Genomic DNA, 16,423 nt, shown 5'->3' on the forward strand with positions numbered 1-16,423 from the left:
GGCGATGGCGGGAGCGGGGTGCGGGCACCCCTGACCTGGGTCAGCCGGGGATCCGCTGGCGGAGGTAGCCGATGGTCTGCGCGGTCGCGGCAGCCACCGGGACGGCCAGGAACGCGCCGAGGATCCCGAGCAGGAACCCGCCCACCGCGAGGGACACGATGATGGCGAGGGGGTGCAGCTCGAGCGCACGGCCGAGGATGATCGGCTGCAGGAGCTGCCCCTCGAGGTTCTGCACCGCGAGCACCAGCACCACCACGATCGCGGCCGTGCCGACCCCGTTCGAGGCGAGCGCCACGATCGCGGCGAGGAACCCCGAGATCGTCGCCCCGACGATCGGGAACAGGCCGCCGAAGAACACCAGCACGCCGAGGGGCAGGGCCAGGTCGACCTGCAGGATCCACAGCCCGACGCCGATGAAGACCGCGTCGACGAGGGCCACGAGCAGCTGGCCCTGGATGTACCCGCCGATCGTCATCCACATCCGCTGGCCGATGACGTCCACGTCGGCGTGCATCGCGGTCGGGAACACCGAGCGCACCCACCCGGCGATCGCCCGGCCGTCCTTCAGGTAGAAGAACAGGGCGATGAGCATCAGGAGGGTCGCCGTGGCCGTCTGGAAGAACGCCTGGGCGTAGCCGAGCACGTTCGTCGCGAGCTCGCCGCCGTTCGGCACGGCCGACTGCAGCTGATCGCTGAGCTGGTCGATCAGGTCGTCGAGCCGTATGGGCTGCAGGCCGAAGGGCCCGTTGGCGAGGAACTCCTCGAACTGCTGGTAGCCGTCCCGGATCGCCTCGCCTAGGACGTCGACCTGATCGGCGAACTGCGGCGCGATCAGCGCGATGATGCCGCCGACGATGCCGAAGGTGCCCAGCAGCACGACCAGCGCCGCGGCCCAGTCCGGGAACCCGCGGGCGCGCAGCCAGTCGGTGGGGGGCTGCAGCACCGCAGCGGGGAACAGGGCGATCACCAGCGGCACGACGACCGTCGACAGCCGGGCGATCACGATGCCGAGCCCGATCACGATGATCAGGACGCCGATCATCGCCCATGCGTAGGCGCCGAAGCGGACCGTGGGGCGCTCCCACAGCGGCTTGGCGAGCAGGGCGCCGACGTCCGGACGGGCGTCGGGCGGGTCGAGGAGGTGGTCGCTCGGCGCCTCCGCGGTGGCCGGCGACGCGAGGTCCTCCGGCCCGGGCTCGGCGGACGGATCCGGTTCAGGCGACTCCGGTTCAGGCGACTCCGGTTCAGGCAGCTCCGGTTCAGGCATGGACCAGATGCTGCCGCAGCGCGCCGACGAGGTGCAGGAGGTCGACCGCGGCGGACTGCTCGCGGATCGAGTGCATGCTGAGGAGCGGGTTGCCGACGTCGACGGTCGGCAGGCCCAGCCGGGTGGCCGTCAGCGGCCCGATCGTCGACCCGCTCTGGCTGTCCGCCCGGTTGGTGAAGTGCTGCACCGGCACGCCGGCGTCGGCGCAGCGGGCGGTGAACCAGGCGAGGGTCCGCGCGTCGGTGGCGTACGCCTGGCTGGCGTGGGTCTTGATCACCGGACCACCGCCCAGGCGGGGGCGGTGCTCGGCGTCGTGGGAGTCCGCGTGGTTCGGGTGGACCGCGTGGGCGGCGTCCGCGCTGACCAGCACCGAGCCCGCCACGGCGCGCGGCAGCGACTGCGGGTCCGCGTCGCCGGCCGCGGCGATCAGCCGGCGCAGCACGTCCTCGAGGAAGGGGCCGGCGGCACCCTCCGCGGAGCGCGACCCCACCTCCTCGTGGTCGTTGCACACCACGACCTGCGTCGCGGGTCCGGGCTCGGTGTCGAGCAGGGCCTCGACGCCGGCGTAGCAGCTGACGAGGTTGTCCTGACGGGGTGCGAGGACGAACTGGCGGTCCATCCCGCCCAGCGCCGACGGCTGGGTGTCGACCAGCACCAGGTCCCAGCCGGTCACGTCGGCGTCCACGACCCCCTCCAGCAGGTCGGCCAGCCCCGCCCCCTCCGCCCGTGCGGACAGCACCGGCACCAGGTGCAGCTGGGGGTTGAGCTTGAGCCCCTTCTCGTACAGGTCGCGGTTCAGGTGGATCGCCAGGGTCGGGATGCGCAGCGGCGCCCCGGGCAGGTGGACCAGCTCGACGCGGCCGTCGGCCAGCGCGACGCGGCCCGCGAGGGTCAGGTCCCGATCCAGCCAGGTGTAGTGCAGCGGCCCGCCGTACACCTCCACGGTGAGCTGGCCGTACCCGGCCTTCGACACCTCCGCCCTCGGTCGCACGCGGAACGTGGGGGAGTCGGTGTGCGCCCCGACGACGCGGAAGCCCGCCTCCGCCGCGGGTGCCGTGCCGACCCGGAACGCGGCGATCGACCCGCCGTCGCGGATGACGTACCCGGCATCACCGGGCTCGAGGGCCCACCGGTCGCGCTCGTCGAGGCGGCGGAACCCATCGGCCTCGAGCCGCCGGGCCATCTCGGCGACGGCGTGGAAGGGCGAGGGCGACGCGTCGATGAACGCGCACAGGTCCTCACCCGCGGTCAGGTCGTCGGCGCTCGGTCGCGCGTCGGGGAGCTCGGCCATCCCGCGGTGCCTACAGCCCGGCCAGGGCGTCGTCCATCAGCTTGTCCTGCTCGAGGTCGTGGACGGTGTGGGACCCGGTCGCCGGGCTGGCGCTCTCGAAGCGCGTGGCCCGCTTGAGGACCACGTCCTCGCCGACGGCCTCGCAGGCGTTGTACAGGCGGCTGCCGACGAACGGCCACGGCCCCATGTTCTCCGGCTCGTCCTGGACCCACATGACGTCCTCGAGCTGCTCGAACCGCCCGAGCGCCTCCTCGAGCTGGCGCTGGGGGAAGGGGTACAGCTGCTCGAGGGAGATCACCTTCGCCGGCGCCTCGCGCTCGTCCCGCGCGGCGATCAGGTCGTGGCGGACCTTCCCGGAGCACACCACGACGCGGCGGACCTCGTCGTCGGACGGTCCGCCGGCGTCGACCAGGACCTCGGCGAACGACCCGTCGGTGAAGTCGGCGGCGGCGGACTGCACGTGCTTGGCCCTCAGCATCGACTTCGGGCTGAAGACGACCAGCGGCTTGACCACGTCGCGGTGCATCTGGCGGCGCAGCAGGTGGAAGTGCTGGGCTGCGGTGGTGGGCTGGGCGACCTGGATGTTGTCCTGGGCGCACAGGGTCAGCCACCGCTCGATGCGGGCCGAGGAGTGCTCCGGTCCCTGCCCCTCGTAGCCGTGGGGGAGGAGGATGACCAGGCGGGACCGCTCACCCCACTTGTCCTCGGCCGCGGTGATGAACTGGTCGATGATGACCTGCGCGCCGTTCGAGAAGTCGCCGACCTGCGCCTCCCACACCGTCAGCGCCTCGGGGCGGGCGACGGCGTAGCCGTACTCGAAGCCGAGGGCGCCGAACTCGTGCAGGGGGCTGTCGTAGATCATGAACGCGCCCAGCTCGGTGCCGTCGAGCGGCTCGAGGTGGCGCAGCGGCAGGTGCTCCGACGCGTCGGTGTGGTCGACCAGCACCGAGTGGCGCTGGCTGAACGTCCCGCGACGGGAGTCCTGGCCGGCGAAGCGGACGGGCACGCCCTCCTGGAGCAGGGTGCCGAGGGCGAGCATCTCGGCCATCGGCCAGTCGACGGCGTCCTGTCCGAGCAGGTCGGCGCGCTTGGCCAGCATCTTGGCCAGCTTCGGGTGGGGCTGGAAGTCCTCGGGCCAGCTGGTCAGCGCCTTGGTGATGTGCTGCAGCCGGTCGAGGGACACGCCGGTGTCGACGTGGTCGAGGACGCCCTTCACCGTCGGAGGCGGGGGCAGCTCGTTCTCGGTCGGCTTGGACTCCCGCGTCTCGGTCAGCGCGCTCTCGAGCGTCTCGCGGAACTCCTCGAGGGCGGACTCGGCCTCCTCGAGGGTCAGGTCGCCGCGGTTGACGAGCTCCTCGGTGTAGACCTTCCGCACCGACCGGCGCTGCTCGATCGCCTCGTACATGATCGGCTGGGTGAACGCGGGCTCGTCGCCCTCGTTGTGGCCGTGCCGGCGGTAGCAGATCATGTCGACGACCACGTCGCGGCCGAAGCGCTGGCGGTACTCCATCGCCAGGCGGACCACCCGGACGCAGGCCTCGGGGTCGTCGCCGTTCACGTGGATGATCGGCGCGGACACCATCTTCGCGATGTCGGTGGCGTACTCGCTCGACCGGGAGTGGTGCGGCGCCGTGGTGAAGCCCAGCTGGTTGTTGACGATCAGGTGGATCGTCCCACCGGTCGCGTAGCCCTTCAGCTGGGACATGCCGAGGGTCTCCGCCACCACGCCCTGCCCGGCGAACGCCGCGTCGCCGTGGATGAGGATCGGCAGGACCGCGCCGAACCCCTCCTCGCCCAGCTGGTCCTGCTTCGCGCGGGCCATGCCCTCGACGACGGGGTCGACCGCCTCGAGGTGGCTGGGGTTGGCGGCCAGGGTGATCGGCAGCTCCCGCCCGCCGTCTGGGTGGTGGTGCACGCCGCGGGCGCCCAGGTGGTACTTGACGTCACCGGAGCCCTGCACGGTGTCGGGGCTGATGTCGCCCTCGAACTCGCTGAAGATCTTGTCGTAGGACTTGCCGAGGATGTTGGCGAGGACGTTCAGGCGGCCGCGGTGGGCCATGCCGATGACGGCCTCGGACAGCTCCTGCTCGACGGCGGTGGTCAGCAGCGCGTCGAGCATCGGGATCAGCGACTCCGAGCCCTCCAGGCTGAAGCGCTTCTGCCCCAGGTACTTGGTGCCGAGGAACCGCTCGAACGCCTCGGCCTCGTTGAGCATCGTCAGGATGCGCTTCTGGTCCTCCGACGACAGCTCGATCGACTTGCCCTCGAGCCGCTCCTGGAACCAGGTCTTCTGCTCGGGGTCGGAGATGTGCATGTACTCGATGCCCACCGTCCGGCAGTAGGCGTCGCGGAGGACCCCGAGGAGCCCGCCGAGCGCCATCCGGTCGCGGCCCGCGATGCCGTCGATGTGGAACTCGCGGTCGAGGTCCCAGATCGTCAGCCCGTACGTCGCGGGGTCGAGCTCGGGGTGCACCTTGCGGAAGGTGTGCTGCAGCGGGTTCAGGTTCGCGATCAGGTGCCCGCGGACGCGGTACATGTTCGTCAGCTTCTGCACCGCGATCTGCTTGGCCGCCCGCGCGGAGTCGTCGCGGATGACGCGGGAGGAGTTGTCGGTGCGCCACCGCACCGGCTCGTAGGGGATCTTCAGGGAGTCGAAGATCTCGTCGTAGAAGCCGTCCTCGCCGAGGAGGTTCGCCTCCATCGACCCGAGGAACATCCCCGACTCCGCGCCCTGGATCACGCGGTGGTCGTAGGTCGAGGTCATCGTGATGACCTTGCCGATCCCGAGGTCGGCCAGGGTCCGCGGGTCCGAGCCCTTGAACTGCGACGGGTAGTCGATCGCGCCGACGCCGATGATGGCCGACTGGCCCTTCATGAGCCGCGGGACGCTGCCGACGGTCCCGAGGCCCCCGGGGTTGGTGAGGGTCGCGGTCGTGCCCTCGAACATGTCGGGGGAGAGGTTGCCGCCGTGGACGCGCCGGATCATCTCCTCGTACGCCCGCCAGTACTCGGCGAAGCTCATCGCGTCGACGTCCTTGATGTTGGGCACGAGCAGGACGCGCCCGCCCTTCCGCTCGACGTCGACGGCCAGGCCCAGGTTGAGGTGCTCGGGTCGGTGGGCGTACGGCGTGCCGTCCGCGTCGACGTGGTAGCTGGTCTTCATCGCCGGGTTGGCGACGATGGCCTTGACCATCGCCCAGCCGATGAGGTGGGTGAAGCTGACCTTGCCGCCCCGCGTCCGCCCGAGCTGGTTGTTGAGGATCCGGCGGTTGACTTCGAGGAGCTTGGCCGGCACCTCCCGCAGCGACGTCGCCGTCGGCACGGTCAGCGACGTCTCCATGTTCTCGGCGATCGCGGCCGCGACGCCGCGGAGCTTCACCGCCCCGTCCGGGATCTCCACCTCCGGGGCCGGCTCAGGGGCCTCGGAGGGCGCCTCGGCGACCGCGGTCGCGCCACCGGACCCGTTGCCGGACGCGCCGTTGGCGCGGCTGGCCGGGTGCGGGGAGGTGGCGGTCGGCGTCCGGCCGTGCGGCGGCACGTAGTCGGAGAAGAAGTCGTGCCACGACTCGGGCACGCTCGACGGGTCGGTGAGGAAGTCCCGGTAGAGCTCCTCGACGATCCAGGCGTTGGCGCCGAAGGTGGTTGGTGACTCGGCCATGGGGGTGGCTCACCCTTGCAGATGGGGTTGGCGGACGACGCCGCATGGTATCGGTCCTGTCCCGCGCAGCGCCGGGCCCGCAGGGGCCCACGCACCCCCTACCCGGTGCGGCGGAGCGGTAGCCTCCGCTGGTCCGCACGGCCCGAGGAGCTGCTGTGACCGCCACACCGCCGGGGTACGACCCCTCCGCCGGGTTCCCGAGCCCGGCGCCACCCGCTCCCGGTCGCCCACCGGGGTCGACGGCGATCCGCGTCGGCGTCGTCCTCATGGTGCTCGCCGTGGTCGGCGGCGTGGCCCTCGTGGTGGTGTCGCTCACCTCGTTGGTCGGCCAGCAGGCGCCGCAGGAGGTCGACGGGTCCGCCGTGGTGGACGGGGAGGAGGGGGACCAGTTCGTCCTCTACCGCGTCGACGGCGCCGAGACCCCGGTCGACTGCCGCGTGACCGGCCCCGACGAGCAGCCGGTCGGGCTGAGCCCGCCGTTCGGGTCGAGCACCCTCACGCTGTCCGACACCACCTACTCCGCGGTGCGGACCTTCGAGCTCGTCGCCGACGGCCGCCACACCGTCTCGTGCAGCGATGCCGCCGGACGCCTCGCGGTGGGCCCGGAGTTCCCCCTCTTCCGCAGCCTCGGCCTGGTCTTCCTCGGCGTCTTCGGCGGCGGCGGCACCTTCGTCGTCGGCCTCGTCGTGCTGATCATCGGCATCGTCCGGCGCTCGAGCGCGCGGCGGACGCCGCCGGCGTGGCAGGGCGGGCCGCCGGCCGGGCCGTACGGGGGATCCTGGCCGACCTGACCGGCGTCATCCGGTGCGGTGCGCCCGCACCCAGGCCGCCATCGCGATGCCGCTCGCCACGCCGGCGTTGATCGAGCGGGTGGACCCGAACTGGGGGATGTGGAGGATCACGTCGACCGCGGCCTTCGCGGCCGGCGTCAGGCCCGGTCCCTCCTGGCCCATCACCAGCACCGCGCGCTCCGGCGGCGGGTGGTCGAAGATCGACACCGACCCCGGCAGGTTGTCGATGCCGATCAGCGGCAACCCCTCGCCGGCGGCCCACGCCACCAGGGCGTCGGTGTCGTCGTGGTGGCGGATGTCGAGGTAGCGGTCGGTGACCATCGCCCCCCGGCGGTTCCAGCTGCGCCGGCCGACGATGTGGACGCCGGCGGCGCCGAAGGCGTTCGCGGTGCGCACGACGGTCCCGATGTTGCCGTCCTGGCGCCAGTTCTCGATCGCGACGTGGAACGGGTTCGCCGTGGCGGCCAGGTCGGCGACGATCGCCTCGTGGCGCCACCACCGGTACCGGTCCGCCACGTTGCGGCGGTCGCCCTCGGCCAGCAGCACCGGGTCGTAGCGGTCGTCGTCCGGCCACGGACGGGGGTGCGGGCCGACGCCGACGTCGGCGTCGCGCTCGTCCCGTCGCATCCGCATCGCGTCGACGTCCCACTCGTCGGCCACGACCCCCCACCCGTAGACGTCGTCGACGCCCACGCCGTCGACCCAGCGGTGCTGGCGCTGGCGGACCTCCCGCCGCAGGCCGAGGGCGCGGGCGACCGCGCGGGTGTCGGCGTCGGCGCCGACGGTCTCCACGTGGACCTTCCGCAAGCCCCACCCGCCGTCCGCCGCCGGGCGGAGGGCGGTGGACAGCAGGTGGGTGACGGCCTCGTCGGCCAGTCCGCGCCGGGCGTGGTCGCGGGCGACCCACCAGCGCGCACCGGCGCTCGCCGTCGGGGGATCGAGGTCCTGGACGCCGATCACGCCGACCAGCTCGCCGGTCGCCCGCTCGACCACGCCGAGGACGGGACGGGCCGTGGCCCCCGTCACCCCGATCGCCCCGGTCTCCTCGGTCACCCACGTCGTCCACGGCAGCAGGTGGTCGCGATCGGCGTCGACCAGCGCGGCGTGGTCGGCGGCGTCGTCGGACCCCAGCACGCGGAGGACCAGCCGCGGGGTCTCGATGGGCCCGAGCCACGTCGCCGGCGGGGTCCACGGTCGCGGCCGCGCTCGCGCGCGTCGTCGTCGTGGCAGGTCCATCGCGGCCATCCTGGCCGACCGGGCCGTCGTGGCAACCCACCCCTCCCCCTTGATGGATTCGACAACGTCGGGTGCGGCTCACGCGGATGGATTCGACATCCTCCGGATCGGGAGGGTGGGGCTGGTGGGGCGTGAGAGGGCACAGGCGGTCAGCGTGCGCTGGTGGGGCTGGACCGAGACGCCGTCGGGTGTCGATTCCATCCCCGGTGCATGACCCGGACCGGTCCGGAGGGGCATGGAGATGTCGATTCCATCCGCTGGGGATGACCCGGCGTGGCACTACGGTGGTGGGGATGCAGTCCGCCCGCTCAGGATCGTGGTTCGCCCGCTGGCGGCCGGAGATCGTGCTGGTCGCGCTCGTGCTGGTGGTGGCGGGGCCGATCGTGCAGATCCTGATGGCCCACCAGGCCTCGCGGCTGGCGTTCACGTCGGCGGTGTGGGACCGCGCGACCGTGCAGATCGACGCCTACGAGGCCATCCTCAGCGTCGACTACGCCGAGCGGGCCGGACACCTCTACTCCGACAAGGCGCCCGGGCAGCCCTTCCTGGCCGCCCCGTTCTACGGGCTGGCGCGGGCCGTCGGCGCCGAGCCGGGCGAGGTCGACCGGCCCTTCGACAACTACACCCTCTGGTGGACCTCCCTGTGGTCCGCGACCATCCCCGCGGCGGCGCTGGCGGTGATGATGCGCCGGTTCGCCCTGCGGGTGACCCGGGATCCGCGGGCGGCGACCGCGGCGGCGGCGACCGTCGCCCTCGGCACGCTGCTGCTGCCCTTCGCGACCGTCCTGTTCAGCCACGTCCTCGCCGCGGCGCTCGGCTTCGGCGCCTACCTGGCCGCCCGCGACCCCGACGCGCCACCCCTCCGCCTGGCCGCGGCGGGCCTGCTCGGCGGGTTGGCCGTCGTCACCGAGTACACCACCGGCATCGTCGTGGTGGTCGTCGGCGTGCTCGTCCTGGTGCGCCACCGCGGCGGGGTGCTCGCCTACGTCGCCGGCGGCCTGCCGGCGGTGGCGGTGCTCGCGGTCTACAACGCCGTCGCGTGGGGGTCGCCGACGGAGTTCAGCTACGACAACTCCGGCTCGTTCGGGGAGTTCCACGCCCAGGGGCTCTTCGGGATCTCCCCGCCGGACCCCCAGCTGACCGCACAGGTGCTGTTCGGCGAGCGCGGGCTGCTCACCCTCACCCCCATCGTGCTGGTCGGCGTGTTCGGGCTCGTGCGGCTGGCCAGCGAGCGGCGCACCCGGGAGGTCGGTGTGGTCGGGCTGGTGGTCCTCGCCGCCTTCACCGCCATCCAGGGCGGCTGGTTCAGCGTGACCGCCGGGGCGTCGCCCGGGCCCCGCTACGTCGTCCCGGCCATCCCCTTCGTCGCCGTCGGCGTGGCCAGGGCGTGGCGGTGGAGCCGCGCGACGGTCGTCATCGCCGGCGTCCTCGGGGCGATCCCGATGCTGATGGCGATCGCCACCAACCCGCTGGCCCAGCCGACGGAGACCTTCACCGCCGGGCACTGGGCCTGGCGGATGCTCGAGGGCCGCTGGGGCGACACGCTGCTCACGCCGTACCTGCCGGCCCCGTGGGCGCACCTGGTCCAGCTGGGTGTCGCGCTCGCGCTGCTCGCGGCGCTGTGCTGGGTGACGGTGCGCCAGCTCCCCCGCGCGGTGACCGCACCGGCCACGCTGCCGGCCGAGGACGACGACGGGGCCGCCGTGGACGTCCGCGTCGACGCGGGCGAGCCCGACCGCCGCTGACCGGCCAGCGGAGGGCTCAGCCCTCGGCGTCGAGCCGGGCGAGGAGCGCGTCGGCCAGCCGCGCGGGTGCGGCGCCGCCATGGGCGAGGAAGAGGCTGGGCTCGGTGAGCTCGAGCTCGAGCAGCACAGGTCCCCGGTCGGTGTGCAGCAGGTCGACGCGGGCGTACAGCGGCTCGCCCAGGGACGTCGGCATGGCTGCGAGGACCGCGTCGGCGACGTCTCGCTCGGCCTCGGAGGGGATCAGCGGCTCGATCGTCTCCGGCGCGAACAGCCCGGTCGTCGGCGCCGCGCCCAGCTCGAGGAGGGGGCCCTTCCGCACCGCGTGGGAGAACGTCCCGCCGACGATCACCATCGCGGTCTCGCCCCGCTCGTCGACTGAGTCCACGTAGGGCTGGATCATCACCGTCCGGCCGCTCTCGAGCAGCCGCTGGGCGTGTCCCACGGCCTGCATGCCGTGGGTGCGCGCGTCATAGCGGGCCGTCTCGCGCGATCCCGCCGAGATCGTCGGCTTCACGACGAACTGGCCCTCGGTGGGCAGGCGCAGGTAGCCGCCGGGCTGGACGAAGCGGGTCGGCACCGTCGGCACGCCGCCGGACGCGAGGACCCCCAGGTACCCCTTGTCGAGGTTCCAGCGCACCAGCCGCGGCGGGTTCAGCACCGTCGTCTGCGGCTCCACCTCCTCGAGCCACGCCTCGAAGTCCGCGTGCCGCTCGGCGTAGTCCCACGTCTCGCGGATCACGACCGCGTCGAAGGACCCCCAGCGGACCGACGGGTCGTCCCACACCGTGGGGACGCCGACGATGCCCCGCTCACCGAGCGCGGGGAGGAGCAGGCGGTCGTCGTCGTCGAGGTCGGGGAACTCCGCGCAGGTCGCGAGGGCGATGCGGCGGTCGGCCATCAGCTGTCCCCCCGGCCGGGCCCGTCCAGCCGCGACACGGACAGCGCCCAGCCGATCAGGGGGATCTGGAGGGGCACCCGGAGCCAGGCCGCCGTCGACGACCCCGCCCAGCCCTGCAGGCCGGGGTAGCCGCCGCGGAGCGCGGCGTCGACGTTGGCGGGCAGCACCAGGACCAGCAGCGCGGCGGTGAACCGACCGCCGACGCGTCGAGTCGCCGGGACCGCGACCAACGCGCCCGCGACGATCTCGGCCACCCCGCTCGCGTAGGTCAGCGGCCGTCGCCATCCGGCCGGCAGCACCCGCGGGATGATCCGGTCGAAGGGCTGGGGTGCCACGAGGTGCAGGACGCCGACCGACAGCATCACCGCAGCCAGCAGTGGGGCGCTCCAGGACCCCTCCGCCGGTGTGTGCGGCGCCAGCCGCACGTGGACGGGTGTCACGGGTAGACCGCCTCGACGTCCATCCGGCCGCCGGCCGCGTCGAAGTCGTCGGCGACCGCGCGCCGGAGTCCCTCGTCTGCCAGGTAGTCGAGCGCGGTCAGCCCCAGCGCCACCGCGCCGTCGACGACCGCCGCGTCGGCGGCCGGCGAGGCGGCGTGCCCCTCGAACTCCGGGGTGTGCAGCGACACGCCGAACGGGGCGACGCCGATCATCGGGTGGATCGCGGGGACCCGGACGCTGACGTTCCCGAGGTCCGTCGACCCGGTCATCGCCGCCGGCACCACGTCGGGCGGGAGCAGCTGGCGACCGCGCCGGGCCGCGTTGACCGCGTAGCGGTTCGTCAGCGGGCCGTTCAGGCGCGTCGGCAGGTACACCGGCGTGACGTCCCACGTGACCTCGACCCCGCACCCCGCCTGGGCGGCCGCGCCCTCGAAGATCGCGTCGACCCGGCGGCACAGCTCGGCGAGGGTCGAGGGCTCGGCGGAGCGGACGTAGAACTCGACCGCGGCCCGCTCGGGGACGATGTTCGGCTTCTGCCCGCCGTCGGTGAAGATGCCGTGGACCCTGTCGGTCGGGAGCATGTGCTGGCGCAGCTGGGCGATGCCCGTGTAGGCCTGCACCGCCGCGTCGAGGGCGTTGCGGCCGAGGAACGGCATGGCCGAGGCGTGGGTGCTCATGCCGGTGAACACCGCTTCGACGGTCCGCACGCCGATGAAGGGGTGGCTCGCGATGTCGGCGAAGAAGGGGTGCAGCATCACCGCGGCGTCGACCTCGTCGAACCCGCCGGCGCGGGCGATGACCTCCTTGCCGCCGCCGCCCTCCTCCGCGGGGGTGCCGATCAGCTCGACGGACCCGCCGACCTGGGAGACCACGGCGGCCGCGGCGAGGAAGCCGCCCACGGCCGTGGTGCAGATCACGTTGTGGCCGCAGGCGTGCCCGATGCCCGGCAGCGCGTCGTACTCGGCGAGGAACGCCACGCGGGGCCGTCCCTCCCCCGCGCGGGCGTGCACGGCGGTGTCGAGGCCGTAGGCCGGCGCGGTCACCTCGTGCCCGCGGTCGCGCAGGAACGCGGCCACCGCGGCCGCGGCGTGGTGCTCGGCGTACCCGAGCTCGGGATGGGCGTGGATGTCGTGGGACAGCGCGACGAGGTCGTCGCCCGCGTCGACCACCGCGGCCTCGAGCGCGTCGGCCACCGCGGCGGGGGCGCCGTCGTAGGGCGACTGGACCGCGGCGCCGCCGGCAGAGGTGATGCGCGCGACGAGGCGCTGGAGGAACTCGGTGTAGTCCGGGGGCGTGGGCGTGCTCACGTGCGCACCGTAGCCGGTCCGTCGCGGTCCCCGTCGTGCCGCGTGCCCCCACGCCCCTGTCTGTGTCGGTGGGCCCGCCACGGTGGCGGGTCCACCGACACACCGCGGTGGGGCGTGCGCACAGCGCGCACCGGTGTTCACCTGGCGTCCGGGCTGTCGTAGGGTCACCCCGCGCCGCCGTCGACCGACCCAGGAGCCCCGCCGTGCAGGACGAGCCGCCGTTCGGATCCCTCACCTACCAGACCGGCTTCGGCAACGAGTTCACCTCCGAAGCCGAGCCCGGTGCGCTGCCCGAGGGGCAGAACAACCCGCAGCGGCCCCCGCTCGGGCTCTACACCGAGCAGCTCAGCGGCACCGCGTTCACGGTCCCGAACGCGCGCAACCGGCGGACGTGGCTGTACCGCATCCGCCCGTCGGTCCGCCACGCGTGGCGCTTCACCGAGATCGACAGCCCGTGGATCGCGAGCGGCCCGGACCGCGATGGCGACCCGCCGATCGGCCAGCTCCGCTGGGACCCGCCGCCGTTCCCGGACGAGGCGACGACGTTCCTCTCCGGGCTGCGCACGGTCGCGACCAACGGCGACGTCCGCACCCAGGTCGGCATGGCCGCCCACGTGTACATGGCGACGACGTCGATGGAGACGACCTACTGCTACGACGCCGACGGCGAGCTCGCGATCCTCCCCCAGGAGGGGCGGCTGCGCCTCCACACCGAGTGCGGGCGCCTCGACGTGTCGCCCGGCGAGCTGGCGGTCATCCCCCGCGGGATGAAGTTCCGCGTCGTCCTGGTCGACGAGCGCGCCCGCGGCTACGTCTGCGAGAACTACGGCACGGCCCTCGAGCTGCCCGAGCGCGGCCCGATCGGCGCCAACGGCCTGGCCAACCCCCGGGACTTCCGCCACCCCGTGGCCGCCTACGAGGACCGCGACCTCGACGGCGAGCTGGTCGTCAAGTTCGACGGGCGGCTGTTCTCCTGCCCCCTCGACCACTCACCCCTCGACGTCGTCGGGTGGCACGGCAACCACGTCCCCTACGTCTACGACCTCTCGACGTTCAACGTGATCGGGTCGATCAGCTTCGACCACCCCGACCCGTCGATCTTCACGGTGCTCACGTCGCCGTCCCCCGATCCCGGCGTGGCCAACGTCGACGTCGTCGTGTTCACCGACCGGTGGCTGGTGGGGGAGCACACCTTCCGGCCCCCCTGGTACCACTCGAACACCATGAGCGAGTTCATGGGGATCGTCCACGGCGTCTACGACGCGAAGGAGGAGGGGTTCAGCCCCGGCGGGATGAGCCTGCACAACCAGCTGTTCCCCCACGGCCCGGACCACGACGCGTGGCTGAAGGCGACGTCGTCGGACCTCGAGCCGCAGAAGCTCTCGGACACCCTCAGCTTCATGTTCGAGACCCGCTACCCCCTGGTCCCGACCGCCTACGCGAGCTCGATCCCCCAGCTGCAGGACGACTACCCCACGGTCTGGCACGGCCTCGAGCGCCACTTCGAGCGTCGGTGACCGACCCTCGCCCGCCCACCCCTCCTGCTCCCCCTCCTGCGCACGGATCGACCACGATCGCTCACGGGAGGGAGCCCGCCGGTGGGCGATGTGTGCGGCCGGGTCAGTCGGGACGCGGGGTCTGGGCACCCAGGCGAGCGCTGGCCACGACCCGGGTGGTCGATCCGTGCGGGGGAGGGGAGGGTGAGGGCATGGCCGAGCTGATCCGCCGCCGACTCCGCGTGACCGGGCACGTCCAGGGGGTGTTCTTCCGCGCCTCCACCCGGGACGTCGCGGAGGAGGTGGGGGTCACCGGGTGGGTCCGCAACGACCCCGACGGGGCGGTGACCGCCGAGCTGCAGGGATCCGCCGACGCGGTCGAGGCCGTCGCGCGGTTCTGCCACGACGGCCCACCGCACGCCCGGGTCGACGGCCTCGCCGCAGACGACATCCCGGTGGTCGAGGGGGAGACGGGGTTCAGGACGCGCTAGACCCTCCGCGCCAGACCGGCGCGTCCTCCCCTACCCCTCCGTCGCCTGGTCCTTCAGCACCCGGCGCAGGATCTTGCCGGAGGCCGACTTGGGGATCTCGTCGACGACGTGGATCTGGCGGATCTGCTTGTAGTGGGCGACCTGCTCGGCGACGAAGGCCATGACGTCCGCCGGCTCGAGGGACGCACCGGCCTTGGCGACGACGTACCCGACGGGGATCTCCCCGGCCTCGTCGTCGGCCAGCCCGATGACCGCCGCGTCCGCCACGTCCGGGTGGGTCAGCAGCAGGGCCTCGAGCTCGGCCGGCGGGACCTGGAAGCCCTTGTACTTGATGAGCTCCTTCAGCCGGTCGACGATGTAGACGTGCCCGTCGGCGTCGATCCGGGCGATGTCGCCGGTGTGCAGCCAGCCGTCGTCGTCGATCGTCGCGGCGGTCGCCTCGGGGTTGTTCAGGTACCCCTTCATCACCTGCGGCCCGCGGACCCACAGCTCGCCGTCGGCGTCGGTCCCGAGCGACTCCCCCGACACCGGGTCGACGATCGCGCACTCGGTGTTCGGGGCGGTCACGCCGACCGAGCCGGGCTTGTAGCCGCCCGGCGGCGTCATGTGGCTGACGGGGGACAGCTCGGTCATGCCGTAGCCCTGCACGACCTCACAGCCCAGCCGGCGGGCGGCCTCCTCGCCGACCTCCGCCGACAGGGGCGCGGCGCCCGAGACGATCTGGTCGAGGGCCGACAGGTCGTAGTCGTCCACCAGCGGGTGCTTGGCCAGCGCGACCACGATCGGCGGCGCCACGTACGCCCGGGTGCAGCCGTGGCGGTCGTTCAGCTGCAGGAACTGCTCGAGGTCGAAGCGCGGCATCGTGATGATGGTCGCGCCGACCCGCAGGCCGGCGTTCATCAGCACCTGCATCCCGTAGATGTGGAAGAACGGCAGCACCGCGACGAGGGACTCGTCCTCGGTGAGGTCCGCCGCCGACACGGTCTGGGCGATGTTGGCGATCAGGTTGCGGTGGGTCAGGACCACGCCCTTCGACAACCCGGTCGTCCCCGAGGAGTAGGGCAGCACGACGACGTCGTCGTCAGCGACCTCCACCTGCTCGGCCAGCGGCGAGCCGAACAGCTCTGACACGTGGCGGGCCCCCTCCACCTCGTCGAGGGTGTACACCTCGGTGACCGAGGTGCCCTCCACGGCGGTCTGGGCGGTGCCGAGGAACATGCCGATCGTCACCAGGATCGTGGCGCCGGAGTCGGTCAACTGGTGGTGGACCTCGCTCGCGGTGTAGGTCGGGTTGATCGTCGTGACCGCCCCGCCGGCCCGCGCGACGCCGTGGAAGACGATCGCGTACTCCGGGAGGTTGGGTGCCATGACCGCGAGCACGTCGCCCGGCCCGAACCCCCTCGCCCGCAGGCCGCCGGCCAGCGCGGCGATCCCGCCGGCGAGCTGGGCGTAGGTGAGGGTCCGCCCGGACGGCCCGTCGATCAGGGCGGGCTTGTCGCCGAGCCCCGCGGCCCGCTCCAACACGTACGGGGTCAGCGCCCCGCCGGGGATCTCGGCGTCGGGGAGGGGGCTCGCGTGCACGATCAGCTCTGGCATGGGGTGTGGGTCCTCGCTCGTCGGTGCCTCGGGCGTGGCATCGTGCCCGATCTCGGAGCGCCGGTCACGCCGCTGTCCAGCGGAGGCGGACGGGAATCGAACCCGCCAGGACGACCGAGTCGCCCTCGTCGGTTTTGAAGACCGCGGGGCCCACCAGGAACCCAGACGCCTCCCAGGCGGCCGAGCGTAGCCCGCGGGGCGGCGGCC

At 73.0% G+C, this 16,423-nt stretch carries 12 protein-coding genes, 1 tRNA gene and 1 pseudogene; 4 read left to right on the forward strand and 10 right to left on the reverse strand.

Annotated features, from left to right (window positions below; genetic code table 11):
- Positions 1 to 40: 40 nt before the first annotated feature.
- The 3 genes from ACEQ2X_RS14005 to ACEQ2X_RS14015 are packed head-to-tail and all read right to left on the reverse strand — an operon-like array spanning position 41 to position 6,216.
- Positions 41 to 1,267 carry an AI-2E family transporter gene (locus tag ACEQ2X_RS14005; RefSeq protein WP_370326439.1) on the reverse strand — a complete coding sequence of 409 codons (1,227 nt, stop codon included), beginning with the start codon at positions 1,265 to 1,267 and terminating at the stop codon, positions 41 to 43.
- Positions 1,260 to 2,558, reverse strand: a complete 1,299-nt coding sequence (locus tag ACEQ2X_RS14010) for a M18 family aminopeptidase (RefSeq protein ID WP_370326440.1) — start codon at positions 2,556 to 2,558, stop codon at positions 1,260 to 1,262. The genes ACEQ2X_RS14005 and ACEQ2X_RS14010 overlap by 8 nt, the downstream gene beginning before the upstream one ends.
- A 10-nt stretch (positions 2,559 to 2,568) precedes the next feature.
- A complete protein-coding gene (locus ACEQ2X_RS14015; protein ID WP_370326441.1) occupies positions 2,569 to 6,216 on the reverse strand; it encodes a multifunctional oxoglutarate decarboxylase/oxoglutarate dehydrogenase thiamine pyrophosphate-binding subunit/dihydrolipoyllysine-residue succinyltransferase subunit in 3,648 nt (1,215 codons plus the stop codon).
- A 155-nt stretch (positions 6,217 to 6,371) separates the two neighbouring features.
- On the opposite strand from ACEQ2X_RS14015, the gene ACEQ2X_RS14020 reads away from it, so the two are divergent.
- Entirely contained in the window at positions 6,372 to 7,007 is a 636-nt protein-coding gene (locus ACEQ2X_RS14020) for a hypothetical protein (protein WP_370326442.1), read from the forward strand.
- A 6-nt stretch (positions 7,008 to 7,013) separates the two neighbouring features.
- Here ACEQ2X_RS14020 and ACEQ2X_RS14025 read toward each other — a convergent pair whose 3' ends face one another.
- Positions 7,014 to 7,640, reverse strand: a complete 627-nt coding sequence (locus ACEQ2X_RS14025; RefSeq protein ID WP_370326473.1) for a TrmH family RNA methyltransferase — start codon at positions 7,638 to 7,640, stop codon at positions 7,014 to 7,016.
- Between the two features lie 111 nt (positions 7,641 to 7,751).
- Positions 7,752 to 8,252, reverse strand: a pseudogene (locus ACEQ2X_RS14030) (GNAT family N-acetyltransferase); the annotation flags it as partial.
- 284 nt (positions 8,253 to 8,536) lie between these two features.
- Here ACEQ2X_RS14030 and ACEQ2X_RS14035 point away from each other — a divergent pair.
- Positions 8,537 to 9,988 carry a hypothetical protein gene (locus ACEQ2X_RS14035; RefSeq protein ID WP_370326443.1) on the forward strand — a complete coding sequence of 484 codons (1,452 nt, stop codon included), beginning with the start codon at positions 8,537 to 8,539 and terminating at the stop codon, positions 9,986 to 9,988.
- A gap of 16 nt (positions 9,989 to 10,004) precedes the next feature.
- Here the strand turns inward: ACEQ2X_RS14035 and ACEQ2X_RS14040 are convergent, their stop codons facing one another.
- Genes ACEQ2X_RS14040 through ACEQ2X_RS14050 form a run of 3 tightly spaced genes read right to left on the reverse strand, consistent with a single transcriptional unit; the run spans position 10,005 to position 12,633 of the window.
- Positions 10,005 to 10,886, reverse strand: a complete 882-nt coding sequence (locus tag ACEQ2X_RS14040; protein ID WP_370326444.1) for a RimK family alpha-L-glutamate ligase — start codon at positions 10,884 to 10,886, stop codon at positions 10,005 to 10,007.
- A complete protein-coding gene (locus tag ACEQ2X_RS14045; protein WP_370326445.1) occupies positions 10,886 to 11,326 on the reverse strand; it encodes a MauE/DoxX family redox-associated membrane protein in 441 nt (146 codons plus the stop codon). Before ACEQ2X_RS14045 ends, ACEQ2X_RS14040 begins: the two co-directional genes overlap by 1 nt.
- A complete protein-coding gene (locus tag ACEQ2X_RS14050; protein ID WP_370326446.1) occupies positions 11,323 to 12,633 on the reverse strand; it encodes an amidohydrolase in 1,311 nt (436 codons plus the stop codon). Before ACEQ2X_RS14050 ends, ACEQ2X_RS14045 begins: the two co-directional genes overlap by 4 nt.
- 203 nt (positions 12,634 to 12,836) lie before the next feature.
- Between ACEQ2X_RS14050 and hmgA the strand changes: the two genes are divergently transcribed.
- On the forward strand, positions 12,837 to 14,150 hold the full coding sequence (gene hmgA / locus ACEQ2X_RS14055; RefSeq protein ID WP_370326447.1) for a homogentisate 1,2-dioxygenase: 1,314 nt from the start codon (positions 12,837 to 12,839) through the stop codon (positions 14,148 to 14,150).
- A gap of 191 nt (positions 14,151 to 14,341) precedes the next feature.
- Complete coding sequence (locus ACEQ2X_RS14060; protein ID WP_370326448.1) at positions 14,342 to 14,620, forward strand: acylphosphatase; 279 nt, start codon at positions 14,342 to 14,344, stop codon at positions 14,618 to 14,620.
- Between the two features lie 30 nt (positions 14,621 to 14,650).
- Here ACEQ2X_RS14060 and ACEQ2X_RS14065 read toward each other — a convergent pair whose 3' ends face one another.
- A complete protein-coding gene (locus tag ACEQ2X_RS14065) occupies positions 14,651 to 16,216 on the reverse strand; it encodes a 4-coumarate--CoA ligase family protein (RefSeq protein ID WP_370326449.1) in 1,566 nt (521 codons plus the stop codon).
- 79 nt (positions 16,217 to 16,295) lie between these two features.
- Positions 16,296 to 16,389, reverse strand: a tRNA-Sec gene (locus ACEQ2X_RS14070).
- Positions 16,390 to 16,423 lie beyond the last annotated feature (34 nt).

Origin of the sequence: Euzebya sp. (genome assembly GCF_964222135.1) — a bacterium.
Classification (GTDB): domain Bacteria; phylum Actinomycetota; class Nitriliruptoria; order Euzebyales; family Euzebyaceae; genus Euzebya.